This is a genomic window from Acidovorax sp. NB1 (assembly GCF_005405905.1).
In the GTDB taxonomy this organism is placed as follows: Bacteria; Pseudomonadota; Gammaproteobacteria; order Burkholderiales; family Burkholderiaceae_C; genus Acidovorax.
This window is the reverse complement of the sequence record NZ_BJHU01000026.1, coordinates 135185-160345: the sequence shown is the minus strand read 5'-3', so window position 1 is coordinate 160345 and position 25161 is coordinate 135185. Positions and strand designations below refer to the sequence as shown.

Below are 25161 nucleotides of genomic sequence, written 5' to 3'. Positions count from 1 at the left end.
TTTGAATTTAAATTCAAATACCAATATACTTCAGGCGTGTTGTACGCAGGGCGCCTTGTTCGGCCTGTCACCGCAACGCCTGTCATGGGGTGCATTCCGCCCCACGCACCGCACCTTTTTGCGACCTGTGTCGCCCAGTGGATCTGTCGAGCTGCAGCCCACCGCGTTCCTTGATGCTCACGCGGCCCTTCCTTGCGGCCCGCGCTCCTGATTGATCCAGATTTCACCCACTGCCATTTCCATGGGCCGCTACGTCGTTTCGCCCACGACACACCCCACCGACTGCGGCCGCTTTCGCGCCTCCTTCTCGGTCCACCGCTCGCAGGGCAACGGCAGCTACTGCCGCGTGTTCCGTTTTGACAAGGCCTTTGCCTCGCGCGAAGCCGCACGGCTTTTTGCCGTGACCCAGGGCTGGCTGCAAACGAGCATGCAGCATCCGCCCCAGTGCTGATGGCCTGCCCCACGCACCTGCCATCCAGCGCGCCCCCGCTGCGGACTTCCTGTCCGCCACACAGAACCCCAACGGTGCGCGAATCGTTGCGCGCCATTTTTAGAAAGGCTCTTCCATGAGCAGCAAAATCTATGTGGGCAACCTGCCCTATTCCGTGACCGACGCCAGCCTGAACAGCAACTTCGCCGAGTTTGGCGGCGTGTCGTCTGCCAAGGTCATGATGGACCGCGACACGGGCCGCTCCAAAGGCTTCGGCTTTGTGGAAATGGCCAACGCCGACGTGGCCCAGGCCGCCATCAAGGCGCTGCACGGCATGTCCGTGGACGGCCGCACGATTGTGGTGAACCTGGCCCGCCCGCGCGAAGAGCGCAGCGATGCAGGTGGCTACACCGCCAGCAAGCGCTCGGATGTGGGCTACGGCACGGGTGGCTACGGCGGCGGTCGCTACTGAACTCGGTAGCCTCCACAAAAAACCGGCTCGCCTGAGCCGGTTTTTTTTCGCCCCGACGCAAAGGATCAGGCCTTTTTTCAGCCTCTGCGCGCATGGGGCGGGCGCGACAAGCTACAAAATCAGTAGCAATCAGGTCAGCAGCGCCACCGCCGCCGAAAAGCTCAGGAAGGCGAGCGCGGTGGACACCAGGATGATGCGCGCCACCCGCCCGTTGTTGGCGCCGAACTTCTCGGCCAGCAGCGAGACATTGCTGGCGCTGGGCAGCGCGGCCAGCAGCACCAGCACCGTGAGCGCAAACGGCGTGAGCGGCACACCCATCGCCATGGCGGCCGTGCCCACAGCCCACACCAGCAGCGGGTGCACCAAAAGCTTGGCCAGCGCCACGGGCACATAGTCCCGCGCGGGCACCTGCTCGTGCTGGTTCATCTGCGAGCGCGCCAGCACGGCGCCAATCGTGAACAACGCCACCGGCGATGCCGCGTCGGCCAGCATGGCGATGGTCTTGTCCACCGGGCCGGGCAGCTGGAACTGCAGGGCCGAGGCCAGCGCACCCAGCGCAATCGACCAGGGCATGGGGTTGGTCGCCATGCCCTTGAAGGCGTTCTTCAGCGCCACGCCCACGCCGTGGGTGCCCGCGCCATCGAGGCGCGACAGCGCAATGCACAGCGAACTGGTGATGACCATGTCCACCACGATGGTCACGATGGCCGGGCCCGCGCTCTGCGCGCCCAGCAGCGCCACCAGCAGCGGCACGCCCATGAAACCGGTGTTGGGGAAGGCAGCCACCAGCGCGCCGAAGGCCGCATCGTTCCAGCCGATGTGCGCCTTGCGCGTGAGCGCCACGGTGGCGCCCACCATCACCAGCGCACACAGCACGTACACACCCGCCACGGCCGGGTCGAGCAGCTGGGCGATGGGCGTGCTGGCGCCAAAGCGGTACAGCATGCAAGGCAGCGCAAAGTACAGCACGAAGGCGTTGAGCCCCGGGATGGCTGGTTGCGGCAGCACGCCGCGCCGCGCGGCGAGGTAGCCGCAGAGCACAAGCGCAAAGAAGGGGAAGGTGATGAGGAGGACGGAGAGCACGAAAGCTATTGTCGGGCGGCCTGCGCCATGCCGGGCCGCACCGTCAGCGCAGAGTCAGACGGGGGTCATCGCACACAACGCATGCAGCAGAAGCAAAACGCACCTCGGCGTCTCCACGGATTGGCATTCAATCGGACAACCAGGCGGGGAGCCGCAGACACTGCTGTAGCACGGCAAGGCTCCCTCCACCCCCAAAAAGGACGTTAGCCGGTTGAAGGCCAATCCGCATCACTGCTTGCGCTGGATGATGAGGTTGCGCTTGGCATCCTCGGGGTAGGCAAAGGTGATGGCACCGTTCTTGACCATGCCCATGACCAGCATGTTGCGCGTGATCGCGTCCTTGTCCTGCGCGCTGAAGGGCTTGTCGTAGGTGGTTACCACGCCGTAGTAGGTCTTCATCTTGCCCTCCAGCGACTCCTTGATGGCCTTGCCGCTCAGGTTGCCGTCGCGGATGCCGAGGAAGGAATACATCAGCAGGTAGGTGGCGTCGTAGGCGTTGGCCGCGGCCATGGGCACGGCCACCTTGCCCTGGAACTTGCGCGTGTAGCCCGACAGGAAGGATGCACGGCGCTCGTTGCTGGGCTCGGCGATGAAGGTCTGCACCATCAGCGCGCCCTCGGCCGCGTCCTTGGCGCCTTCGAGGAAGAACGGGAAGGACAGCGGCCACGGCCCCACCTGCGGCACCTTCCAGTTGAGCGCCTTCTTGCCGTTGGCGATGGTGGCGTTCTCCGGCCCCACGGTGTAGCTGTAGACCACATTGGCCCCCGCGTTCCGCGCCGCTGTCAGCTCGGCCGTGAGGTCCTTCACCCCCAGGTCAAAACGCGCCACGTGCACGGGCTTGAGGTTCTTGGCGGCCAGCGCGGCCACCACATCGTTGTAGCCGCCTTCGCCATAGCCGGTCTTGTCGGCAAAGATGGCGACCTTGTCCCAGCCGCGTTTGACGATGTCGTCCACCAGGAAGGGCGCCTGGATCGCGTCGCGCGCCTGCACGCGGAAGATGTAGCTGTCAGGCGCAGGGTATTTGGCCGTCACGGCCGTGCCCGTGGCGCAGGGCACGATGAGCGGGCTTTTGGCGTCCTGGAACAGGTCGATGGCCTTGAGCGCCACGCCGGTGTTGCAAAAGCCGATGGTGGCGACGACCTTCTCGGCCAGCAGCTCCTGCGAGACCTTGCGGCCCTGGTCGGGGTTGGCCGTGTCGTCCTTGACGACCAGCTCCAGCGGGCGGCCCAGGTAGCCGCCCACGGCGTTGATCTCGTCCACCGCCAGCTTGATGCCGTTGAGCATGGGCACGCCAAAGTCGGCCGAGGGCCCGGTGAACGGCCCCACCACGCCAATGCGCACGGGGGTGGTGCTGCCGATCTGGGCGTGCGCCGGGGCCAGCGCCACACCGGCCAGCAGGGCTGCGGCCACCACCGCCCCAGGCCGCCAGCAGCGGGCCTGCGGCCGGGGACGGCCAGGGCCCGATGGCGCAAACGGAAGGGCGGAAGACAAAACAAAAGAGATCATGGGCGTGCGACCGGGGGCTTGGAGTGGGGGGCAACACCGCCTGCAAGCAGGCGGAGGGGTCGCAGCCAGTATCAAATTGCAAAAACAAAGCCCCTAGCGGGGTTTCCCGGAGCGGCCAGCCCACGGCCCTTGCTGCACACCCGTCCGTCAGCGCCTTGTCAGCCCGGGGCAGAGCCCCCAGGCCGGTGGCTGGCACGGGCGCGCCGGTATCATTGCGCGCTTCGCAGCGGGGCCCGCCCCTGCCGCCGCCGTCCTGGCCCGCCCTCCCCGATTCCCTTTCTTTTTTCTGCGTTCCGCGCCCCCCTGCCCCCATGTCTGCCGGTCTCAATCTCGCCCAGCTCCAGGCTGTCCACTACACCGATGGGGCCTGCCTGGTGCTCGCGGGCGCGGGCTCGGGCAAGACGCGGGTGATCACCATGAAGATCGCCCACATGATCGAAAAGGGCATGGACCCCAAGCGCATTGCGGCCATCACCTTCACGAACAAGGCGGCGTCGGAAATGCGCGAGCGCGCCGGGCACCTGATCGGCCGGCGCGCCAAGGACGTGCTGATCTGCACCTTCCACGCGCTGGGCGTGCGTATGGTGCGCGAGGACGGCCATGTGCTGGGCCTCAAGCCCCAGTTCAGCATCCTCGACGCCGACGACGTGACGGGCATCCTGAAGGAAGCCTCGGGCGGTACCACCGACATGGCCACCGCGCGCCAGTGGCAGTGGGTGATCAGCAAGTGGAAGAACATGGGCCTGACCTCGGCCGAGGCGCTGGCCCAGGCGGCGGACGACAACGAACGCATCATCGCCACGCTGATGGCGCGCTACGAGGAGCGCCTGGCGGCCTACCAGAGCGTGGACTTTGACGACCTGATCGGCATGCCGCTGCGCCTGCTGCGCGACTTCCCAGAAGTGCGCGCCAAGTGGCAGGCGGCGCTGGGCCACGTGCTGGTGGACGAATACCAGGACACCAACGCCACGCAGTACGAGCTGCTCAAGCTGCTGGTGGGCGCCAACGGGCACTTCACGGCCGTGGGCGACGATGACCAAAGCATCTATGGCTGGCGCGGTGCCACGCTGGACAACCTGAAAAAGCTGCCGGTCGATTACCCGCACCTCAAGGTCATCAAGCTGGAGCAGAACTACCGCTCCACCAGCGCCATCCTGCGCGCGGCCAACAACGTGATCGGGCCCAACCCCAAGCTCTTTCCCAAGACGCTGTTCAGCGAGCTGGGCGAAGGCGAGCCGGTGCGTGTGATCGACGCCGACAACGAAGAGCACGAGGCCGAGCGCGCCGTGGCCCGCATCCAGAGCCTGCGCGCAGCCAGCAACCCGCCGCCGGACTGGAAGGGGTTTGCCATCCTGTACCGCGCCAACCACCAGGCCAAGCCTTTTGAAAAAGCGCTGCGCAAGGCCAACGTGCCCTACAAGGTGTCGGGTGGAACGAGCTTTTTTGACCGCGCCGAAATCAAGGACCTGTGCGCCTGGTTCCGCCTGTGGATCAACAACGACGATGACCCGGCGTTCCTGCGCGCCATCACCACGCCCAAGCGCGGCATCGGCCACACCACGCTGGCATCGCTGGGCGCGTTTGCCACGCAGCACAAGCAAAGCATGTTTGGCGCGCTGTTCAACGGCATGCTGCCTGCGGCCGTGCCCAAGCGCGCCATGGACGGCCTGCACGAATTTGGCCGCTACATCAATTACCTGGAGTACAGCGCCCGCCGTGTGCATGGGGCGGAGGATGCCCGCACGTTCCTGAACGACTGGCTCAAGGAAATCGGCTACGAGCAGCACCTGTACGACAACGAAGACAGCGAGAAGGTGGCCGCCGCGCGCTGGAGCAACGTGATGGAGTTCTGCGACTGGATGGCCCAGCGCGCGGGCGGACAGATTGACGACACGGCAGGCGCCGTGGTGGCCAAGGAGACCAAGAGCCTGCTGGAGGTGTCGCAGACCATCGCCCTGCTCTCTACCATCAGCGAGCGCGAGAAGGACCAGGACATGGTCACGCTCTCGACCCTGCACGCCAGCAAGGGGCTGGAGTGGCCCCATGTGGTGCTGGTGGGCGTGACCGAGGGCATGCTGCCCTTCAAGCTCGACGACGACGAAGGCCGCCAGCAAAAGGTGAGCGACGACACGCTGCAGCGCCTGCAGGAAGAGCGCCGCCTGATGTACGTGGGCATCACCCGCGCCCAGCGCACCCTGGCCGTGAGCTGGACCAAGAAGCGCAAGAAGGGCCGCGAGATGGTGGCGGCCCAGCCCAGCCGCTTCATTGCCGAGATGGGCCTGGACAAGACCACCGCCCGCGAAGATCCGCGCGAAAAGCTCAAGGCCCTGCGCGCCGAATTTGCCGCCAAGAAGGCGCTGGCCGCTGGCGCGCCCCCTGCCGCCTGAAGGCCACGCACTGACCTGAACGCCCACTTGCCCCGCACATGCCCCGAACACGCCCCGCCCGCCTGCCCCAGCTGGGACTGTCAATAGCTATTATTTTGATAGCTATTGGCGCTTATCCAGCGCGCGCAGACGGCCAAAAAAACTCAAAAACCAGCACCGCCTGCCCGGCAGCCGCCGACATGGACCACCAGCACCTGCAAGGCCGCTGGCTGGCCGAGCTGCGGGCCCCGGCCGCAGAGGGCGGTACCCCGCCGCCCCCCACCACCGCCGTGCTGCAGCTGGGCCCCCACCCCGAGCTGGCACACAGTGTGCGTGGCACCACGCAGCGCGGCAGCGCCACCGCCCAGGTCAGCGGCGATGTGGACGACGGCGACCTGACTCTGGAAGAATCGATCAACGGCACGAACATCAGCGCCACCTGGACAGGCCGGGTGGTGGATGGAAGTTGCGGCAAGGAAATACGCGGAACATGGAACAACGCCCACCCCACGCCCCCGGCTCCCGCAGCCATTCCGTTTGTGATGCGCCGGCAGGCGGGATGGCAGTGATGTCCGCCCCCACGCCCGCCACCGTGGCCACGCCCTTCGGCCCCCTGCACCGCGCGGCAGCCTTGGTGCTGGCCACCCTGGCCCCGGCAGGCGCCGTGTGGGCACAGGCAACGCCCGCCGCAGCCCCCGGAGCAGACAGCGCCTGGCGCCGCTGCACCGCGCTGCCGGGCGACAACCAGGCGCGCCTGGCCTGCTTTGACCAGTGGGCCGCCGAGCAGAGCTGGAAGGCCCCCGGCGCCTCGGCAGCCGATGCCGCCAGCACCGCCACCGCCGTGCCTGCGCCTGTGGACACCACGCTGCCCGCCACCCGCATCATCGAGGTGGCGCGCACCGAGGGCTGCCGCGACCCGCAGTACAGCGACCTCTCGCGCTTCTGGGAACTGGAGTCGGGCAGCGACTGCGGCACCTTCAGCTTCCGGGGCTACCGGCCCATCACGGTGTCGGTGGTGGCGTCGAGCAATGTGAACCGCCAGCCCACGTCGGATGCCCCTGACCATTCAGCCTTGGCCTCTACGCCCTTCCGCCGCACCGAGAACCGCATCCAGCTGTCGGTGCGCACCAAGATCGCCCAGGGTCTGCTGACCCAGGGGCATCCCACGCTCAAGGATTCGGTGTGGTTCGGCTATTCGCAGCAGTCGTACTGGCAGCTGTTCAGCCCCCAGATCTCGCGCCCCTTCCGCACCACCGACCACGAACCTGAGGTGATGTATGTCTACCCCACCACGGCGCAGCTGCCGCTGGGCTGGAAGTGGCGCTACAGCGGCGTCGGACTGGTGCACCAGTCCAACGGCCAGAGCAACCCGCTGTCGCGCAGCTGGAACCGCGTCTACCTGATGACCGGCATGGAGCTGGACAACCGCTGGAGCGTGAATGCCAAGGTCTGGAAGCGCCTGTCCGAAAGCGCCGACAGCGACGACAACCCCGGCATCAGCGACTATGTCGGCCGGGGCGAGCTGGCGGTGTTCTGGAACGCCAACAAGGACAACACCCTGGGCGCCACCTTCCGCAGCGCCCTGGCCCGCAGTGACCGGGGCTCGGTGCGGCTCGAATGGATGCAGACACTGGGCAGCGGCCTGTGGGGCAGCAAGAGCAACCTGCGCCTGCACACCGCGCTGTTCAGCGGCTATGGCGACAGCATGATCGACTACAACCGCAAGCGCACGGTGTTCAGCGTGGGGTTGAGTCTGGTGGATTTTTAGCAGAGACATCCCCCTGAGGCGCTGCGCGCCTTCCCCCTTCTCTCCAATGGCTGCGCCATTCGGGAAGGGGGACGCAGCCCTCGCTGCGGGGCGGCCCTTGCTCGGCTGCCCTCGCTTGGTGCGTGCCGGTTTCGATGGCCGCGTGCATTGCCAGGCACGGCCAAGAGTGGGCATCCGAATTCACTCACAACTCGTTACGACATCGTTCTCAAGTTTCCCGGAATGGCGCCGACGCGCCGCCACAATGGCACGCGCACCAACACCGGCACGGCGATCCCGCCACACCTCCGATAAGCGCGGCTTTTTGGCCGCAATACCAGCCATTGCCTTGTGCGTGCACCCTCGAAAATGCGCCCAGAGAGGAACACACCCATGGACATGCAATACCAGCTCAAGGCAGGCAGCTACTACCTGTATGACATGCGCGAGGCGCCCAGCGCCGTCACGGGTGAACGCCGCTTCAAGCTCAAGACCGACACCGTCGCCATTGCGTTCGACAAACACACGGGCGAGGTGCACCAGCATGGCAGCCCCACGCGCATCCAGTCGTGGGCCAACAACACGCGCCGCCGCCTGCGCGCGGCCGGGGCACAGGACGTGGCCAACGACATCGTGGTGGTGTCGGGCCCGCTGCCCGTGGACGAACTCAACAAATGCCTGTGGGTGCGCGGCTATGTGCGCCGCATGTTCTCGCGCCTGGCCACCCTGCCCCATGGCAAGCTGCAGCGCCCGGCGGCCGAGCCGTTCCGCAAGGCAGCCTGAGCCCACAACCCCTTTTTCTCCCGCCTCTCCTCAGGGCCGCGCACAGCGGCCCTGGTCGTTTTAGGCCCCTGAAGCCCCTCAGGCCTCGGCATCCTCGGCCACATCGCCCTCCACACTCTCCAGCACCTCGGCATGCTTGACGATGGTCACGGGCACCGGGCTGGCGTGGGCCACCTCCTGCGACACCGAGCCCAGCAGTGCGCTGCTGAGCGCGCCCTGGCCCTTGGCGCCGATGACGACCATGTCGCACCCCGAGCGCTCGATCATGTCCACCAGCGTGTGCGCCACATCGCCCACCCCCACATCGGTCTCGTAGGCTACGCCAGCCGCGTCGAGCAGCGCGCGTGCCGGGGCCATCAGGTGCTCGCCCGCCTCCAGGCTGGCGGCAGCGATCAGGTCGGGGTCGCGCGTGGTGACCAGCTCGTAGAGCGTGGCGGGTTCCTGCACGTTGGCCAGCACCATGGTGGCCTGCAGGCCCTGGCGCACCAGGGTCAGCGCGTGGTGCACGCCGTCCAGGGAGAGTTCAGAGCCATCCACGGCGATGAGGATCTTGAGCATGGTGTTCTCCTTGAGTGAGTCAGTGCAGACCAGTGTAGCCACGCCATTGCCCAGCGCCAGCCTATGCCCTTGCGCCATGTCAGGCAGGGCGCTTTCAGCCTGTCTGGGACAATGCGCCCCATCATGCTGCAGTTCGACCTTCTCAAAACCGACCCCTCCAGCCACGCCCGCCGTGGCCAGCTCACGCTCAACCATGGCGTGGTGCAGACCCCCATCTTCATGCCCGTGGGCACCTATGGCACCGTCAAGGGCGTGATGCCGCGCAGCCTGCACGACATGGGCGCGCAAATCATCCTGGGCAACACCTTTCACCTGTGGATGCGCCCGGGCCTCGACGTGATGCAGAGCTTTGGCGGCCTGCACGGCTTTGAAAAGTGGGACAAGCCCATCCTCACCGACTCGGGCGGCTTCCAGGTCTGGAGCCTGGGCGCCATGCGCAAGATCACCGAAGAAGGCGTGACCTTTGCGAGCCCCGTCAACGGCGACAAGCTCTTCATGTCGCCCGAGGTGAGCATGCAGATCCAGACCACGCTCAACTCCGACATCGTGATGCAGCTCGACGAGTGCACGCCGTACGAGACCAAGGGCCACAAGACCACCGAGGCCGAGGCACGCAAGAGCATGGAAATGAGCCTGCGCTGGGCCAAGCGCAGCCAGGACGAGTTCCACCGCCTGAACAACCCCAACGCGCTGTTCGGCATCGTGCAGGGCGGCATGTTCAAGCACCTGCGCCAGGAGTCGCTGGAGGCGCTGGTAGAGATGGACTTCCCCGGCTACGCCGTGGGCGGCGTGAGCGTGGGCGAGCCCAAGGATGAGATGCTGGACATCATGGCCCACACGCCGCACCGACTGCCCGCGCACAAGCCGCGCTACCTGATGGGTGTGGGCACGCCCGAGGACCTGGTGCAGGGCGTGGCCGACGGCGTGGACATGTTCGACTGCGTGATGCCCACCCGCAACGCGCGCAACGGCACCATGTTCACGCGCTTTGGCGACCTGAAGATCCGCAACGCCCGCCACAAGGCCGACCACAAGCCGATGGACACCAGCTGCACCTGCTACGCGTGCGCGGGCAGTTCGGGCGTGTCGTGGGACGACGGCGGGCGCGAAGGTTTCAGTCGTGCCTACCTGCACCACCTGGACCGCTGCGGCGAGATGCTGGGCCCCATGCTCACCACCGTGCACAACCTGCACTACTACCTGAACCTGATGCGCGAGGTGCGCGAGTCGCTGGAAGCAGGCACCTTTGCCCAGTTCCGCGCGCAGTTCAAGGCCGACCGGGCGCGGGGTGTGTAAGGGCGCAACCCCGGCTGCATTAGCTATATATTTGATAGCTTAAAAGGCTTATCCATCAGGCGGAAAAGGCCAAAATCATTCCAAAAATCCTGCACTCCCTGCTGCGCTGGCCTGGCCGGATGGCGGCGGGCCTGGCCAGCGGTGTGCTGGCCCTGGTCATCCTGTTCGAGGAGTGGGGCTGGGTGCCGCTGCAGCAGCTGCTGGCGCGCATCGGCCGCTGGCCCGGGCTGCGCTGGATCGAGGGCTGGGTGCGCAGCCTGCCGCCGTGGGCGGCCGTGGCGCTGTTTGTGCTGCCCACGGTCCTGCTGCTGCCCGTCAAGCTGCTGGCCCTGTGGGCCATCGGGCGCGGGCATGTAGTGCTGGGCATGCTGGTGATCGTGCTCGCCAAGGTGGTCGGCACGGCGGTGGTGGCGCGGCTATTCACCCTCACGCAGCCCGCCCTCATGCAGCTGCGCTGGTTTGCCTGGGCCTATGCGCAGTTGACACGCGCCAAGCACGCCGTGCTGGCACGCGCCCGCGCCACCTGGGCCTGGCGTGTGGCGCGTGTGGTCCAACGCCAGTGGCGGCAGCGCTGGCAGCGGCGCTGAGCAGGGCCAGGCCGCCCTGCTGCGCCGAAAGGTGCGCCGGAAGGTGCGCCCACACCATGCAAATTTGATAGCAACAGAGTCAGCACCATCAGGCGCAAGCTGCCATAAATGCGCCATAGACGCGCCATAGACGCGCCATAGACGCGCAGTAAAACCACGGGACACGTCCCCCGGGCTGTTGGCAATTGTCAACAAATGTTTCAACATACCAGGGCACCCCACGGCCTGCCCACCGGCTGCGGAGACAATCCACCACCGCCCGCTGCCCACCTCCATGCTCCGCACCCTTGCTCTCCCCCGGCCGATGCCGCCCGCGCTGGCCTGGCTGGCCTTGGGGCTGCTGATTTTTGGCGCCTGCCTGGTGGGCATCTTTGCGCGGCCCATCGGGTTCCTGTCGGCGTTCTGGCCCGCCAATGCGCTGCTGCTGGGCCTGCTGGTGCGCTACCCCCACCTCGCCCGGCCACCGGCCTGGGCGGCGGCGGCGGTGGGCTATGTGGCGGCCGACCTGGTCACGGGCAGCGCCTGGGGCATGGCCCTGTGGCTCAACGCGGCCAACCTGCTGGGCGCCACGGCGGGCTGGCTGGTGCTGCGCCGGCTGGACGAAAGCATTCGGCGCCTGCAGCGCACGGCCTCGGCGCTGTATCTGCTGCTGGCGGCGCTGGTGGCCAGCACCGTGGGCGCGCTGGCGGGCTGCGGCGCCGCGCCGGTGTACTTCAACGCCCCCTGGACGGACCTGCTCTCGCTGTGGTTCAGCACCGACCTGATGAACTACATGCTCATCGTGCCCGTGGTGCTGGCCGCGCCGCGCGCCGACGACCCGCCGCAGGCCCCGCAGGGTGGCCTGCAGGGCATGCCGCTGTTCTGGCGCGTGGCGCCCATCAGCTCGCTGCTGCTGGCCGAAGGCATCCGCACCGTGATCGGCGGGCCGGGCATGCTGGCCTTTGTGGTGCCAGGGCTGCTGTGGTGCGCGCTCAGCTACAGCGCCTTCACCGCCAGCCTGCTGTCGCTGGTGGTGTGCCTGTGGACCATGGCAGGCGTGGCCACGGGCGTGCTCAACTTCACGCCCGCCCATGCGGGCGATGTGTTCTCGCTGCGGGTGGGCGTCACGCTGCTGGCGCTGGGGCCGCTGGCGGTGGCCTGCGCCAGCGCCGCGCGCGCCGAGGCCCTGCGCCGCCTGGACCACGCCGTGCGCCACGACGACCTGACCGGCGTGCTCGCGCGCCGGGCCCTGCTCAAGCAGGGCGCGCGGCTCGTGGCCAGCCACCAGCGCGGGTCCGCCGGAGCGGCGGTGCTGATGCTGGACGTGGACTTCTTCAAACAGGTCAACGACCAGCACGGGCATGGCGCGGGCGACCAGCTGCTCATCGGCATTGCCGAGGCCCTGGCGCGCACGCTGCGCCCCCAGGACCTGCTGGGCCGCCTGGGCGGCGAAGAATTTGCGGCGGTGCTGCCCGGGGTGTCGCCCGCCGAGGCCCACGCCATGGCCGAGCGCCTGCGCAGCGCGGTGGAGCAGCAGCCCTTTGCCACTGCCCCCGGCGGCCACGGGCCCACCCAGCACGCCACCGTGAGCATTGGCCTGGTGCACAGCGCCACCATGGGCGGCAATGCCGACATGGACATGCTGCTGCTGGCGGCCGATGCCGCGCTCTACCGCGCCAAGGCCGAAGGGCGCAACCGGGTGGCGCTGGCCTGACTGCCTGCATCGCACCCCACAACCGGCGTCCGCCGCCCTACAAATACTGCGCCCAGAGCATGTTGCGCATGCGCCCTGCCGGGTCCCACACGGCCTTGGTGGCGCGAAACCGGTCGGCCTGCGGGTAGGCCGCTGCAAACTGCGCCTGCGTGGCATGGCGCTGGTACGGCAGGTAGTAGGTGCCGCCCTGCTCCAGGGCCAGGTCGATCAGTGCACGCGTCCACAGGCCCACGGCTGCGCAGGCCTCGGCGCTGGTGCCTTGCTTGTAATACAGCACCCACGAAAACACCTCCTCGCGCGCCCAGGCCATCACGGCATCGGGGTCGGGCGGTGCGTGGCGCACCGAGATGTTGAGCACCTGCGCCCCATGCTGCTGCAGGATGCGGGCCAGGCCCCGCGTGAAAACGGCGAACCGGGCCACGGGCACAAAATATTCCTGCAGCACATAGGTGGACTGCGCGCGGCTGGCGGGCTCCAGCGAGGCCACATCCAGGCTGGCCTCGTGGTTGCGCCACACCACCGGCTGGCCGCGCAGCAACGCCGGGCGCACCACCTTGTGCTGCAGCTGGTCGCCCCCTGGCAGCTCGGTCAGGGCCCAGATCACGGATTTCTCCAGGGCATAGTGCTGGCCGCGGGGCACCAGGCGCTCGGGCACCGTCACGGGCTTGTCGGTAGTGGCCCAGGTCACGGCGGTGGCGCGGTCAAAGTGCGGGGGCAGCAGGTCGGCGTTGTGCATCACGGCCCGGGCGTTGGCGCGCACCTTGGCGGCAAAGAAGCCGGGGTAGTCGTCCAGCGCCACCTGGGCCACGCTGCGCTCGATGGCGGTGTTGGCGTCCAGGTCCAGTTCCACCTCGGTGATCACCCCCAGCCCGCCGTAACCCCCCAGCGCGGCGCGGAACAGGTCTGCATGCTGCTGGCGGCTGGCCTCCCGCACCTCGCCGCTGGCCAGCACGATCTGCAGCGCCCGCACCGATGCGCTGATGGGCCCATGCCCCACATAGCGGCCATGCACGTTGACCGACACCGACCCGCCCACGGTGAAGTTCGCATAACTCTGCATGGTCCGCACCGCCAGGTCGTGCGGGTCCAGGTGGTCCTGCAGGTCGCGCCAGCGCATGCCCGCCTGCACGCGCACCGTGCGGGCGGGGGCGTCCAGCCACACCAGGGCGTTCATGCTGCGCATGTCGATGTGCAGGCCGCCTTCCACGCCCACCTGCCCGCCCATGCTGTAGCGCCCGCCCCCCACGGCCACGGCGCCGGGCCAGTGCTGCACCGCCTGCACCACGTCCTGCACACGGGTGGGCACTACCACCCGCGCCACCCGCACGGGGTACAGGCGGGTCACGTTCTCGATCAGCGCGCCGGGCGCGCTGTGGGCAGGCAGGGGCACAGCCCCCAGCACACCTGCGGCCGCCAATGCGCCCAGCAGTTCGCGGCGGCGCAGCCCGTGGGGTGCGGTGCTCACCCGCGCCTCAGTCTTCGCGCGCCAGCTTGACGCCCGCCCCGGTGCCACAGGCGTGGCAGAACCGTGCAAAGGCGCTTTTGCGCGTAGAGCAGCTGCCGCAGTGGTCAAACAGGCCAATGCCGCAGTGCGGGCAGAAGTCGATTTTTTCGTTCTTCAGGTCCACCGGCCGCTCGCAGCCGGGGCACACGTTCTTGGCCAGGCGCGCCAGGGCCACGTCGTAGCTCAGTTCCTTGCGGCGCTCCTGGTCGGGCAGGGCCTCGGCCAGCTTCTGGCGCTCCAGGTAACGGTTGAGCGCCTGGATGGCATAGCGCCCCACCACGGCCGTGATGGCAATGCCCACCACATAGCGCACGTAGCCGCCGTAGCTGGGCAGGTAGGGCACCAGCTCCACAAAGAAGGCAAACAGCGCGAAGAAGATGAAGCCCCACACAAACGGCCAGTAGGTGCTTTTGCGCTGCTTGACGAACAGCCAGCCCGCGACGGCCAGCAGCGGCAGCGTGAGGGCCAGGCGGTAGAGGAACACGCGCAGCTCGACCTTGCGGCGCTCGGCGGCGAGCTTGACGTAGCCGTCAGCCTCCATGCGGCTCAGCTGCTCCTGCCGTGCGGCAGCGTCCTGGCGGGCGTCCAGGGCAGCCTGCTGCTGGGCCTCGACCGCTTGCTGGGTCTTGCGTTCGGCGAGCTTGAGCACATCCAGCGCCTGGGTGCGCGCCAGCACTTCGGGGTCCTGGTCGGCCCGCTGCGTGGCGCTGCGCGTGGACAGCCAGTTGTTGAAGCTCTCCCGCTCGGCCTGCACCTCGCTGCGCACCTTGCTGCGCTGCAGCTGGGCCTGCTCCAGCGCGGTCTGCGCGTCCTGCTCGGCCTGGCGTGCGGCCTTGACCTCGGTACGCAGCTTGTCGGCAGCGGGTTTGTCGAGGAAGTCGTCCACCCGCAGCGGCGTCTCGACCTTGGGCAGATCGCCCACGATGGTGCCACCCAGGCCGATGAGGAAGCTGGCAAACACCAGCGCCACCAGCCACAGGCCCCGGCGAAACCATTTTTCGGACAAGCGCAGTGATTTGCTCATGGTGACTTCTCTCCTCAGATACTACTGATTTGATAGCTACAACCGCTTACCAGACAGGCGCAAAGGCCGATTTTTGTTCAATTTTTCAGCACCAGCACCACCGAAGGCGCCGCCAGCTGGGTGCGCTGCAGCCACGCCAGCACCGAGTCCACCGTGACGGTCTCGATGCGGTCCGAAAAACGCTTCTCGCCGGGGTGATCGTCAAACGCAATATTGGCTGACCCGACCCGCCCGCCCATGCGCGTGAGCGGCCCGAGCTTGAGCGCCGTGGGTTCGTAGCCCTTGAACTGCAGCCAGGCCTGCGCCTGGTCGCGCGCACGCACGGTGCCGGGCTCCATGGCCATCGCCAGGGTCTCCAGCGCCCACTGGTTGGACTGCTGGTATTTGCGGCCCCACGCGTAGCTGACCATGCTGTACGGCAGGTGCTGCAGCGCCTTGGTGCGGCCCTTGTCCTGCAGCACCGCCAGCAGGCGCTGCTGCACCTCGGGCGTGGGCACGACATACACGGCCTCGTAGCGCCACAGGTCGTCCAGGAAGAATTCGCCCAGGCCCTGGCGGTACAGGTGCCCCACCGCCGTGCCACATTCGTTGAGCTTGTGCGCCACACGCCAGGGGCCTTCGGCGGTCTTGTAGGCCCAGCCCATGTGCGAGTAGCGCAGACCGTACTTGGAGAGGTCTTGCCCCGCGCGGGCCAGGGCCACCACCTGCGCGCCGGATTTGGCATGCTCGGCATCCAGCGCAGCCGAGGTCTGCTCGGCCAGCTTCATGCCGCGCTCGATCACCTGGGGCGGCACGGGCTTGCGGGATTCGCAGGAGCGGCCCGCGTGGGCCGGGGTGGCGGCCACCAGCGCGGCCCCGGCAAGGAACACCATGCCCACCACGGCGGGGATGTGCTGCACGGGATCGCGACCAAGGTTCAGGGCTTTCACCATCGTGCCGCTCCTCACAGGCGCTCGTTGTGCAGCAAAGCGCGGCCGATGGCATTGGGCACAAAGGCAATCGCCTCACCCGCCGCCGACAAGATCACGCCCGTGCCGATCACGCTGCAGGTCACCACCGTGCCCACTGCATAGGCCGAGCCCGCCACACCACGGCCGACCACCTCCACACTCACCTGGGCGCCGTCCGAAGCACGCTCCAGCAGGTACACCGTGCCCACAGCCGAGGCCTCCACTGCCCGCACCGTCAGCACCGCACCGCCCACCGACAGTGCGGCCGGCACCGTCACCACCGCGCCTGCGGCGGCCGAGGCCACCGACGCCGTGCCCACCACCGAGGCCACGGGCAGCATCGACAGCGCGGCAGACGCTTCGCTCTGCGCCCGGGCCGGAGCGGCCGCTACCAGGGCCGCGCACACCACACCGACGGCCAGCAGGGCGCGGGGCAGTCGGGAGGGGTCCCACGAAGAAAACACGGTATTCATCATCATTCACTCCTCAAAATGCGGTCCCACCACGCACCCAGGGTGCGGGAGAAACCGGGTCGAAAACCAGAAAGAAAATTTGCCGGTACGGGCAGCAATGCGCCGCCTGCGTACATCCGAAGCGATCAGTTCGCGCTGTGGTTCTGGGCTGCCGCCTGGGCAGCTTCGCGGCGGCCTTGCAGGCGGGCGTCCATCAGGTCCGCCTCGTGGCGGTCGCGCAGCATCTTGGCCAGCGTGAAGGCCGTGGTGATCAGGTACAGCCAGCTCACCCCCAGAAACGCCTTGTAGGTCACGTTGATGTCCATGCTCAGCAGGCCCCAGCCCGTCAGACCCATGGCCACCGCAAAGCCACCCCACACCACCAGCTTCCACATAGGGGTGTCGCCACCACCACGGCGCGAGGCGCTTTCGTTGTCCCGCACAAACTTGGCCAGCACAAACGCGGCCGAGAGGCAAAACACATACCCCATCACCATGAACGCCTGTTCCAGCTGCTCGCCCGGCAGCCACGCCAGGCCCACTGCGCACAGAAAAACCGCGATGCCGAACGAGACCCACACCTGCAGCTGCCAGGCCTTGGTGTCACGCTGAACCACGATGGGAGAGGAAGACATTGCTGTGTGCCCCGGGGGGGCGTTGGTTGAACACGGAGCGAATGGTGCGGGAAACCCGGCCAGGACAAGCCACCAGAACGCCAAAGTACCCAGCACAAGCCCAAAAAGTACCGGAATCCGATACCTTTTGGCGCCTGATGGCGTCTCTCCAAGGCAGCTGCCCGCAGCAGATGGCGGGATCAGCGCATCAACAGGGGCTCCGGCAGGACTGCGGGCAGACGCCCAGCGCCCGCCCCGGACACACATTTCACAAACCGGTCGGTGTTCTGCTCGGACTCGGTCAGGTTCAACGGCTGGCGTATGGGGGCGACCGCGAGCTCGGGGCGGAACAAGGGCTCATCCTCCAGATGGCATTGGCCGCCCTGGTCCAGCCCACGCTGCCCGAACCATTGGCAGACCTCGGCCAGAGACATCCGGTCTTGCCGCACGGCGATCCGCGCTGCGTCGTAGAGCAAATCCTGGAGCTGGGCCTGGCTGCAGTTCGGCGCGCCGCTCAGGCGGTAGCTGGTGGCCACCTGGCTGATCAAGCGCCCCAGGCGGGAGCGGTAGGCAAACACTTCCTTGTCCGCCTCCGCGTTCAGGTCCAGGGGTTTGCCTTCTCCCGCCTGAACCCGCCAGGGCACGATGGCCTGGATGTCATCCAGCGCGATGTGCCACACCTGGCAATCGAACTGGCGCCGCTCCGGCACCCTGGCGGCCGACAGATCCAGTGCGTTGGTCTGGGTGAAGTACCGCGCCTCCGTGAAGGCCCGGCCGTCCAGGTGGTAGTAATCGACAGGGAACTGGCTGATGCGGCGATAGGGCCGGATCTTGTAGTCCCACAACCCAGGCGCCAGCTCCACGTTGAACTGCCCCTGGGGGGCATCCCGCCGGATGCCCATCTGCGACAGGGTCTGGTCGCGGCGGTTGGACAGCATCGCGTCGATGGCGTCCAGGAAGTTCAGGTCGATCAGCACCGAGCCGAAATTGCGCCGGTCCGATTGCCGCATCTCCGTCACCCCGGCATTGGGCACGTGCGAGTCCACCATCATGATCATGCAGCCCTGCGAGGGCTGCCCGGCGTTCAGGCGGTTGACATGGTGTTCGCGGGCCAGGCGGATCAGGGTCTCGACGCCCAGGTTGTCGCTGGGCCCGCCATCGATCAGGTGCAGGTAGCGCTTGTCTCCGGGGTCGTCACCGCCCTCCCGGCGTTTCACCGGGTCCAGGCTGTAGCGGCGCAAGGTCACCGAGTTGAACACCCCCGGAAACGCCCCCGAGGAAGCCATGGCCCAGGCAATGGGGAACTGGCTGAGATCGGACCCCGTGGCGCGCAGAAACTGCCGGTCGCTGAAAACAAAACGCACGCCGCCGTTGGTGGTGTCCGTGGCATTGAAATACACCGCAGGCCGGCGCGGCCCGCGCGGCCCCAGGTCGGCAAAGGTCACCCGCTTGCCATCAAAGAGCTTTTCTTCGAACAACTCAGCGAGATGGTCGCTGCGGTCCAGGTCCGAAAAAGTCGTCGCCAGCAGGTTCACAGGGTTGAGCAGCTTTCCAATGAGCGGCATGGCGAAGTCTGTCGATGCCATCTGGCGCCCCTGCTCTGCCCAATCCAGCTTCTCGCCATGGATCGCAAAGTAGGCAGCGGGAATCGAGCCGCCGCTGACCGCAGAAACCGCGTCCACGTTCCCCAGAATGCCCAGCTTGTCCAGCTCTTCCAGGGCCGCCATGCCAAAGTTGGCCGAGCGGCTGCCCCCGCCGCTGAGGGCCAGGCCCACAAACTGGGGCCGGTCAGCCACCCATTCAGTGGCCGCTCGCGGAACCGGCACCTGCGGGCGCACAAAGGAGCGCCCCATGTCCGGCTCATTGCGGTAGCTCAGCCCGGGGCGGCTGCCCACCACGGTGCAACCCGCCAGGCATGCCGCCAAAAGCACCATCCCCCCGGCAGTGCGCCAGCCCCGCGCCCCCCCGCGCTCAATCATGGAAGAACGTCAGCATCACGGCATTGGTGCTGAGGTTGGTCACCACCACACGCACATCCGGGGCTTCGCCCGATACCCACTCGCACAGCAGCTCCCCGCCAGCCTGGGCGGGCTCGCACAGGGGTTCGTTCTTGGGGCCCTTGACGGACAACGCGATGTCCTGCATCCGGTCACTGGCGATCCCGAAGAAGGCCTTCTGCCCAGGTTTGTAGGACAGGAGAATGGGTTTGATGTCCCGCGCGCCCATGAGAACGGGCTGCACCTGCGGGCCGATCAACGTGCCGCGGCTGCGGCGCGCCGCCGAGGCCTCGTCAATCAGCGCCAGCAGCTCCGGCTTGCCCTGGGCCAGCGTCTTGGCCTGGGCCAGCAGGCTGGCCGCATCCGTTTGTTGCACCACGCCCCCACGGTCCCCGTCCATGCGGGCCCGCGAAGGCTGCAAACCCGAGGCGCGCTGCAGCCGGGCGGCTGTGAGCAGGGCCTGTGGATCGTTCTGGGCCAGACCATAGCGGCCCAGCTCCTGCCCCAGCCGCCACTGCTGCAGCATCAATGGAGTGACAGGCGCTGCAGTCTGTGCGGCCACTGGTGGCACCAGGCCACCCACCGCGATCGCCACCAGGGCGCCCGCAAGCAGGCGTTGGGGACGCAAGATCATGCAAAGGTTTCTCATCGCTCGGCTTCTCCAGAGTGAGTCAATCTGTCCAATCCAATCTACCGCCGCACATGCCGCCCACGGGTTCGGGCTTTTCCGCATGGCCTGGCTGGCCCGTTGCCGATGGTAGTTTGCCTCGGCTTCGGCCGCACAGAACTGTTCATCGCAATCCCATCGCCCATCGCTCGCAGGTTGAACATGGCGCACATGATCCGGCACAAAATCCTCGCCTCCCCGGCAAAGCCAGGGAGAACCGTCCAAAACCCTGCAGAGTATCGAATTTCTGTACTTTCGAGACCTGCACCCACCGCCAAGTCTGCACTTGCGCGACACCGCGCCTTGCGCTAGGCGATCACAATGCGGGCCCAATCCTCCTCACCTGGCAACAAGCAACATGTCTCAGAAACCCTTTGACCTCGTCGTCCACGGCGCCACCGGCTTCACGGGCCGCCTGGTGGTCGAATACCTGCTGCAACGCTACCCCGCCGGCAGCGGCCTGCGCTGGGCCATGGGGGGGCGCAACGCCGAAAAGCTTGCCGCCGTGCGCGACGAACTGGGCGCCCCGGCCGACACCCCGCTGGTCGTGACCGATACCAGCAACCCCGCCAGCCTGCAGGCGCTGATGGACGCCACGCGCCTGGTGCTGACCACCGTGGGCCCGTACCAGCTGTATGGCAACGAACTGGTGGCCGCCTGCGCCCAGGCCGGGGTGGACTATGTGGACCTGTGCGGCGAGCCCGCCTGGATGCGCCAGATGATCGATGCCTACGAAGCTGCGGCGAAGGCCAGCGGCGCGCGCATCGTGTTCTCGTGCGGGTTCGACTCGATCCCGTTCGACCTGGGCGTGTACCTGCTGCAAACCGAAATGAAGGCCCGCTTTGGCCAGCCTGCCAGCCGCGTGCGTGGCCGGGTGCGCAAGATGAAGGGCACCTTCTCGGGCGGCACGGCTGCCAGCCTCAAGGCCACCATGGCCGCAGCCGCCACCAACCCCGGCGTGCTCGATCTGCTGAAGAACCCGTTTTCGCTCACGCCAGGGTTTGAAGGGCCGCGCCAGCCGTCGGGCAACAAGCCCATGGTGGACGAGGCCCTGGGCACCGTGGGTGGTGATGGCGTCTGGGTGGCGCCATTCGTGATGGCCGCCATCAACACACGCAACGTACACCGCTCCAACTTCCTGCTGCAGCACGCTTACGGCACTGATTTTGTGTACGACGAAATGCTCATCACCGGCCCCGGCGAAAAGGGCGAAGCCATCGCCAATGCGGTGGCGGGTGACAAGTCGCTGGGTTCGGACAAAGGCCCCAAGCCCGGTGAAGGCCCTTCGCGCGAAGAACGCGAAAACGGGTTCTACGACGTGCTGTTCCTGGGCACCGACGCCGCAGGCAACGCCTTGCGCGTGGGCGTGAAGGGTGACCGCGACCCGGGCTACGGCTCCACCTCCAAAATGATCACCGAGGCCGCCGTGTGCCTGCTGCAGGATGCCAGCGGCACCCCAGGCGGCATCTGGACCACGGCCCCTGCCCTGGGCGCCCCGCTGATTGCGCGGTTGCAGACCAACGCGGGGCTGAGCTTCGCGGTCGAGCCCATCTGACTTTTCAAAGCCGCCCCCGGGTTTGTCCGTTTTCGTTCCAGGCCGGTCCTGAAACGCACGGCCACCTGCCCGGCGGCCGCTCACAATGCAGGGCATGAACACTGCACTGCGCCCTCGCGACCTGGCCCTCGCCCTGCTTGTCATCGTTGTCTGGGGGCTGAACTTTGCCGTCATCAAGGTCGGGGTGGCCGATGTGCCGCCCCTGCTGCTGGGCGCGCTGCGCTACCTGCTGGCGGCCTTTCCGGCGCTGTTGTTCGTCAAGCCGCCCAAGGTACCACTCAGGCTGTACCTGCTGTACGGCATGACCATGGCCGTGGGCCAGTTTGCGCTGCTGTTCACCGCCATCCACATCGGCATGCCGTCGGGCCTGGCCTCGCTGGTGCTGCAGGCGCAATCGTTCTTCACGCTGCTGCTGGCCGCCTGGTGGCTGCGCGAAAAATGGCAGGGCAACCAGGTCGCGGGCCTGGCGCTGGCGGGTGTCGGGCTGGTGCTGATTGGCAGCGCACATGGAGCCTCGATGCCGCTGGCGGGCTTTGCGCTGACCGTGGCGGCCGCTGCGCTGTGGGGCTGCGGCAATATCGTCACGCGCGCTGTGGGGCGCTATGGGCCGATGAACCAGTTTGCCTTCATCGTCTGGTCCAGCGTGGTGGCGCCGCTGCCGTTTGTGGCGCTGTCCTTGTTGCTGGACGGGCCTGCCACGGTGTGGGCAGCCTTGTCACACCTGTCCTTCCAATCCATGGCCGCTGTGGCCTACATCGCGTGGATTTCTACCCTGTTGGGCTTTGGGTTGTGGACGTACCTTATGTCGCGCTACCCCGTGAACCGCGTGGCGCCCTTCACGCTGCTTGTGCCCGTGGTGGGGCTGACCACAGGCTGGTGGGTGTTTGGCGAGCAGTTGCTGCCCGTGCACTTTGCAGGCGCCGGGCTTTTGATGGCTGGGCTGGTGGTCAACGTGTTTGGCGGCCCGGCCTGGGCGGCGGTGATGGGACGGCTGCGCGGGGCGCAGTGAACCCACCCACGGCGGCTACACCGCCATCTGCAGCTCGGTGGTGGACAGCACGTTGCGCAGCACCATGAACGAACGCACCTGGCGCACGCCCGGCAAATAGATCAGCTGCTCGGCGTGCAGGCGGTTGAAGCTCTCGCTGTCGCGCGTGCGCACCAGCATGAAGTAGTCGAACTCGCCAGTGACCACATGGCACTCCATGCAGCCCGAGATCTTGGCGGCGGCCTTTTCAAACTCGGCAAATGACTCGGGGGTGGAGCGGTCCAGCACCACACCAATCATCACCAGCATGCCCGCCCCCACGGCCTGGGGGTTGAGCAGCGCCACCACCTTGTCGATCAAGCCCAGGCGCTTGAGGCGCTCCACGCGGCGCAAGCAGGCGGGAGGACTCAGATGAACCTTCTCGGCCAGCGCAACGTTGGACAGCGACGCATCACGCTGCAACTGCCGCAGGATGGTTTTGTCGGTGCGGTCCAGCTCGGCTGAGACATCAGCCTGTGGCGCATTCTTGGCACGAACTTTTGTTGCGCACATAAATAATTTGAAGAAATATTTTTGGCTTTCATTCTCTTCCAGAAAACTAAAACACCGAAATTACAGCAATTTTTGCAACCACTTGATGCGCATGTTTTTCTACGATGAAGGCACTGCAAGCCCCCCCCCGCTTGCGCCCCCTCTTCATTGACCGGAACACGCCATGAACCTGCAGAAATTTGCCCGCCACCCGCTCACCTTCGGACCCTCGCCCATCACGGCGCTGCCGCGCCTGTCGGCCCACCTGGGTGGCAAGGTGCACCTGTATGCCAAGCGCGAGGACTGCAACTCGGGCCTCGCCTTCGGCGGCAACAAGACACGCAAGCTCGAATACCTCATCCCCGAAGCCATCGCAGGCGGCTACGACACGCTGGTGTCCATCGGCGGCATCCAGTCCAACCAGACGCGCCAGGTGGCCGCCGTGGCCGCGCACCTGGGCATGAAGTGCGTGCTGGTGCAGGAGAACTGGGTCAACTACTCCGACGCGGTGTACGACCGCGTGGGCAACATCGAGATGAGCCGCATCATGGGTGCCGACGTGCGGCTGGACGCGGCGGGCTTCGACATCGGCATCCGCCCCAGCTGGGAGCAGGCTATGGACGATGTGAAGAAGGCGGGTGGCAAGCCCTTCCCCATTCCCGCAGGCTGCTCCGAGCACCCGTACGGCGGCCTGGGCTTTGCGGGCTTTGCCGAAGAGGTGCGCCAGCAGGAAAAAGAACTGGGCTTCCAGTTCGACTACATCGTGGTCTGCTCGGTCACGGGCAGCACGCAGGCGGGCATGGTGGTGGGCTTTGCGGCCGACGGCCGGGCGCGCAAGGTGATTGGCATTGACGCATCCGCCAAGCCCGCGCAGACGCACGCGCAGATCCTGCGCATCGCGCAGAACACCGCCAAGCTCGTGGAGCTGGGCCAGGACATCACGGCCGAGGACGTGGTGCTGGACACCCGCTACGGCGGCCCCGAGTACGGCCTGCCCAACGAAGGCACGCTCGAAGCCATCCGCCTGTGCGCACGCCAGGAAGGCATGCTCACCGACCCGGTGTACGAAGGCAAGTCCATGCACGGAATGATCGATATGGTGCGCAAGGGCGAATTCCCCGAAGGCTCCCGCGTGCTCTACGCGCACCTGGGAGGGGTGCCGGCGTTGAACGCCTACAGCTTTCTTTTTCGCAACGGCTGATGCGTCCAGCGAGCAGCGACGGCTGGCACAGCTGGCCGGGCTGTCGTTGATCTGAGCGCCTGTTCGAAGGGGCCCTGGCCACAAGGCGGGAGCCCGCCCGCTTTCCCGATCACAAGGAGCCCCCATGAAGTGTTTGCAGCTTGCCAGACGTCGTAGCGTGATCCTCGTGGCGGCAGCCGTCGCGGGGCTGGGACTCGGCGCGCAGGGGCTCGCGCATGCCCAAAGCTATCCCGCCAAGCCGGTCCAGCTCGTCGTGCCCTTCCCGCCCGGGGGCGCCGTGGACATCGTGGGCCGCACCATCAGCAAGAAGCTGGGTGACCAGCTCGGCCAGCCCATCGTGGTGGAAAACAAGGCGGGCGCGGGCACCGTGGTCGGCGCAGCCTATGTGGCCAATGCGCCTGCCGATGGCTACACGCTGTTGATCAGCTCCGGCTCGACCTTCACCGTGAACCCTGCGCTGAACGCCAAGCTGCCCTACGACCCCATCAAAAGCTACGAACCCGTGGGCCTGGTCGCCCGTGTGCCGCTGATTCTGCTGGCCCACCGCGATGTGCCTGTGAACAACCTCCGGCAGCTGATCGCCGCCGTGCAGCGCACGCCCGACAAGTTCTCGTACGGCTCGTTCGGCAACGGCACCACAGGGCACTTTGCGGCCGAGCTGGCCTGGTCGGCGACCGGCATCAAGCTGATGCATGTGCCCTACCGGGGCAGCGCGCCCGCCATGGCCGACCTGATGGGCGGGCAGATCCCGTTCACCATCGACACCGTGGCGGCCGCCTTGCCGCAGCTCAAGGCGGGCAAGATCAAGGCCATTGCGGTCACGGGCGCTACGCGGGCCACGCAGCTGCCCGACGTACCTACGGTGGCAGAAAGTGGCTTCCCCGGGTTCTCGGCCGATTCGTGGCTGGCCGTGGTCGCACCACGGGGCCTGCCCCCAGAGGCCAAGGCCAAGCTGCACAAGGCCCTGGCCGACACCCTGGCAGACCCCGAGATCCGCAACAAGCTCATTGCCGCAGGGCTGGAGCCAGCGTATGCCAGCGGGGATGCCGTGCTCGCGCAGATTGAAGACGAGTTGCCACGCATGCGCGCCATTGCACAGCGCGCGCAGATCCGGGCGGACTGAGCCCTCCCGGGCCGGTTGCTCGCGCTCGCGGCCC

24 protein-coding genes are annotated in these 25161 nt (G+C 67.1%); 13 read left to right on the top strand and 11 right to left on the bottom strand.

Annotation, left to right across the window (positions count from 1 at the left end; genetic code table 11):
* Positions 1–241: 241 nt before the first annotated feature.
* Entirely contained in the window at positions 242–451 is a 210-nt protein-coding gene (locus tag AvAM_RS13815) for a hypothetical protein (protein WP_137747595.1), read from the top strand.
* Positions 452–566: 115 nt separating this feature from the next.
* On the top strand, positions 567–902 hold the full coding sequence (locus tag AvAM_RS13810) for an RNA-binding protein (protein WP_137747594.1): 336 nt from the start codon (positions 567–569) through the stop codon (positions 900–902).
* Positions 903–1031: 129 nt separating this feature from the next.
* Here the strand turns inward: AvAM_RS13810 and AvAM_RS13805 are convergent, their stop codons facing one another.
* Entirely contained in the window at positions 1032–1985 is a 954-nt protein-coding gene (locus AvAM_RS13805; protein WP_137747593.1) for an AEC family transporter, read from the bottom strand.
* A 228-nt stretch (positions 1986–2213) separates the two neighbouring features.
* Positions 2214–3491 (bottom strand): ABC transporter substrate-binding protein, encoded by a 1278-nt coding sequence (locus AvAM_RS13800; RefSeq protein WP_137747592.1) that lies wholly within the window; start codon positions 3489–3491, stop codon positions 2214–2216.
* 311 nt (positions 3492–3802) lie between these two features.
* On the opposite strand from AvAM_RS13800, the gene AvAM_RS13795 reads away from it, so the two are divergent.
* The 4 genes from AvAM_RS13795 (at position 3803) to AvAM_RS13775 (ending at position 8387) form a co-directional block, all read left to right on the top strand.
* A complete protein-coding gene (locus AvAM_RS13795) occupies positions 3803–5878 on the top strand; it encodes an ATP-dependent helicase (RefSeq protein WP_137747591.1) in 2076 nt (691 codons plus the stop codon).
* Between the two features lie 38 nt (positions 5879–5916).
* Positions 5917–6426, top strand: a complete 510-nt coding sequence (locus tag AvAM_RS13790) for a hypothetical protein (protein WP_137747590.1) — start codon at positions 5917–5919, stop codon at positions 6424–6426.
* Positions 6426–7625: a phospholipase A gene (locus AvAM_RS13785; RefSeq protein ID WP_171012226.1), complete on the top strand. Its 1200-nt coding sequence runs from the start codon at positions 6426–6428 to the stop codon at positions 7623–7625. Before AvAM_RS13790 ends, AvAM_RS13785 begins: the two co-directional genes overlap by 1 nt.
* 372 nt (positions 7626–7997) lie before the next feature.
* Entirely contained in the window at positions 7998–8387 is a 390-nt protein-coding gene (locus AvAM_RS13775) for a hypothetical protein (RefSeq protein WP_008903515.1), read from the top strand.
* Between the two features lie 78 nt (positions 8388–8465).
* On the opposite strand, the gene AvAM_RS13770 is transcribed toward AvAM_RS13775, so the two are convergent.
* Entirely contained in the window at positions 8466–8945 is a 480-nt protein-coding gene (locus AvAM_RS13770; protein WP_137747588.1) for a universal stress protein, read from the bottom strand.
* A gap of 123 nt (positions 8946–9068) precedes the next feature.
* Between AvAM_RS13770 and tgt the strand changes: the two genes are divergently transcribed.
* The 3 genes from tgt to AvAM_RS13755 all read left to right on the top strand — a co-directional run bounded on the left by tgt (position 9069) and on the right by AvAM_RS13755 (position 12521).
* Positions 9069–10241, top strand: a complete 1173-nt coding sequence (gene tgt / locus AvAM_RS13765; RefSeq protein WP_137747587.1) for a tRNA guanosine(34) transglycosylase Tgt — start codon at positions 9069–9071, stop codon at positions 10239–10241.
* Positions 10242–10360: 119 nt separating this feature from the next.
* Entirely contained in the window at positions 10361–10828 is a 468-nt protein-coding gene (locus AvAM_RS13760; protein WP_249368134.1) for a hypothetical protein, read from the top strand.
* 274 nt (positions 10829–11102) lie between these two features.
* On the top strand, positions 11103–12521 hold the full coding sequence (locus AvAM_RS13755; protein WP_137747586.1) for a diguanylate cyclase: 1419 nt from the start codon (positions 11103–11105) through the stop codon (positions 12519–12521).
* A gap of 37 nt (positions 12522–12558) precedes the next feature.
* On the opposite strand, the gene AvAM_RS13750 is transcribed toward AvAM_RS13755, so the two are convergent.
* The 7 genes from AvAM_RS13750 to AvAM_RS13720 form a co-directional block, all read right to left on the bottom strand.
* Complete coding sequence (locus tag AvAM_RS13750; protein WP_137747585.1) at positions 12559–13986, bottom strand: FAD-binding oxidoreductase; 1428 nt, start codon at positions 13984–13986, stop codon at positions 12559–12561.
* Between the two features lie 7 nt (positions 13987–13993).
* On the bottom strand, positions 13994–15049 hold the full coding sequence (locus tag AvAM_RS13745; RefSeq protein WP_137747584.1) for a zinc ribbon domain-containing protein: 1056 nt from the start codon (positions 15047–15049) through the stop codon (positions 13994–13996).
* A gap of 77 nt (positions 15050–15126) precedes the next feature.
* Positions 15127–15981 carry a DUF2145 domain-containing protein gene (locus AvAM_RS13740; protein WP_375708156.1) on the bottom strand — a complete coding sequence of 285 codons (855 nt, stop codon included), beginning with the start codon at positions 15979–15981 and terminating at the stop codon, positions 15127–15129.
* Positions 15982–15992: 11 nt separating this feature from the next.
* A complete protein-coding gene (locus AvAM_RS13735) occupies positions 15993–16478 on the bottom strand; it encodes a hypothetical protein (protein ID WP_137747583.1) in 486 nt (161 codons plus the stop codon).
* 119 nt (positions 16479–16597) lie between these two features.
* A complete protein-coding gene (locus AvAM_RS13730; RefSeq protein ID WP_137747582.1) occupies positions 16598–17086 on the bottom strand; it encodes a YiaA/YiaB family inner membrane protein in 489 nt (162 codons plus the stop codon).
* Between the two features lie 179 nt (positions 17087–17265).
* Positions 17266–19044, bottom strand: a complete 1779-nt coding sequence (locus AvAM_RS13725; protein WP_137747581.1) for a patatin-like phospholipase family protein — start codon at positions 19042–19044, stop codon at positions 17266–17268.
* Positions 19037–19696, bottom strand: a complete 660-nt coding sequence (locus tag AvAM_RS13720) for a hypothetical protein (protein ID WP_137747580.1) — start codon at positions 19694–19696, stop codon at positions 19037–19039. The genes AvAM_RS13725 and AvAM_RS13720 overlap by 8 nt, the downstream gene beginning before the upstream one ends.
* A 391-nt stretch (positions 19697–20087) precedes the next feature.
* Here AvAM_RS13720 and AvAM_RS13715 point away from each other — a divergent pair, with 391 nt between their 5' ends.
* On the top strand, positions 20088–21284 hold the full coding sequence (locus AvAM_RS13715) for a trans-acting enoyl reductase family protein (protein ID WP_137747579.1): 1197 nt from the start codon (positions 20088–20090) through the stop codon (positions 21282–21284).
* 94 nt (positions 21285–21378) lie between these two features.
* The gene (locus AvAM_RS13710) at positions 21379–22293 is read left to right on the top strand and encodes an EamA family transporter (protein WP_137747578.1); all 915 of its coding nucleotides are present in this window, start codon (positions 21379–21381) and stop codon (positions 22291–22293) included.
* A gap of 15 nt (positions 22294–22308) precedes the next feature.
* On the opposite strand, the gene AvAM_RS13705 is transcribed toward AvAM_RS13710, so the two are convergent.
* The gene (locus AvAM_RS13705) at positions 22309–22824 is read right to left on the bottom strand and encodes an Lrp/AsnC family transcriptional regulator (RefSeq protein ID WP_137747577.1); all 516 of its coding nucleotides are present in this window, start codon (positions 22822–22824) and stop codon (positions 22309–22311) included.
* Positions 22825–22987: 163 nt separating this feature from the next.
* Here AvAM_RS13705 and AvAM_RS13700 point away from each other — a divergent pair, with 163 nt between their 5' ends.
* Positions 22988–24004: a 1-aminocyclopropane-1-carboxylate deaminase gene (locus AvAM_RS13700; RefSeq protein ID WP_137747576.1), complete on the top strand. Its 1017-nt coding sequence runs from the start codon at positions 22988–22990 to the stop codon at positions 24002–24004.
* Between the two features lie 124 nt (positions 24005–24128).
* Positions 24129–25127 (top strand): tripartite tricarboxylate transporter substrate binding protein, encoded by a 999-nt coding sequence (locus AvAM_RS13695; RefSeq protein WP_137747575.1) that lies wholly within the window; start codon positions 24129–24131, stop codon positions 25125–25127.
* The last annotated feature ends 34 nt before the right edge of the window (positions 25128–25161 follow it).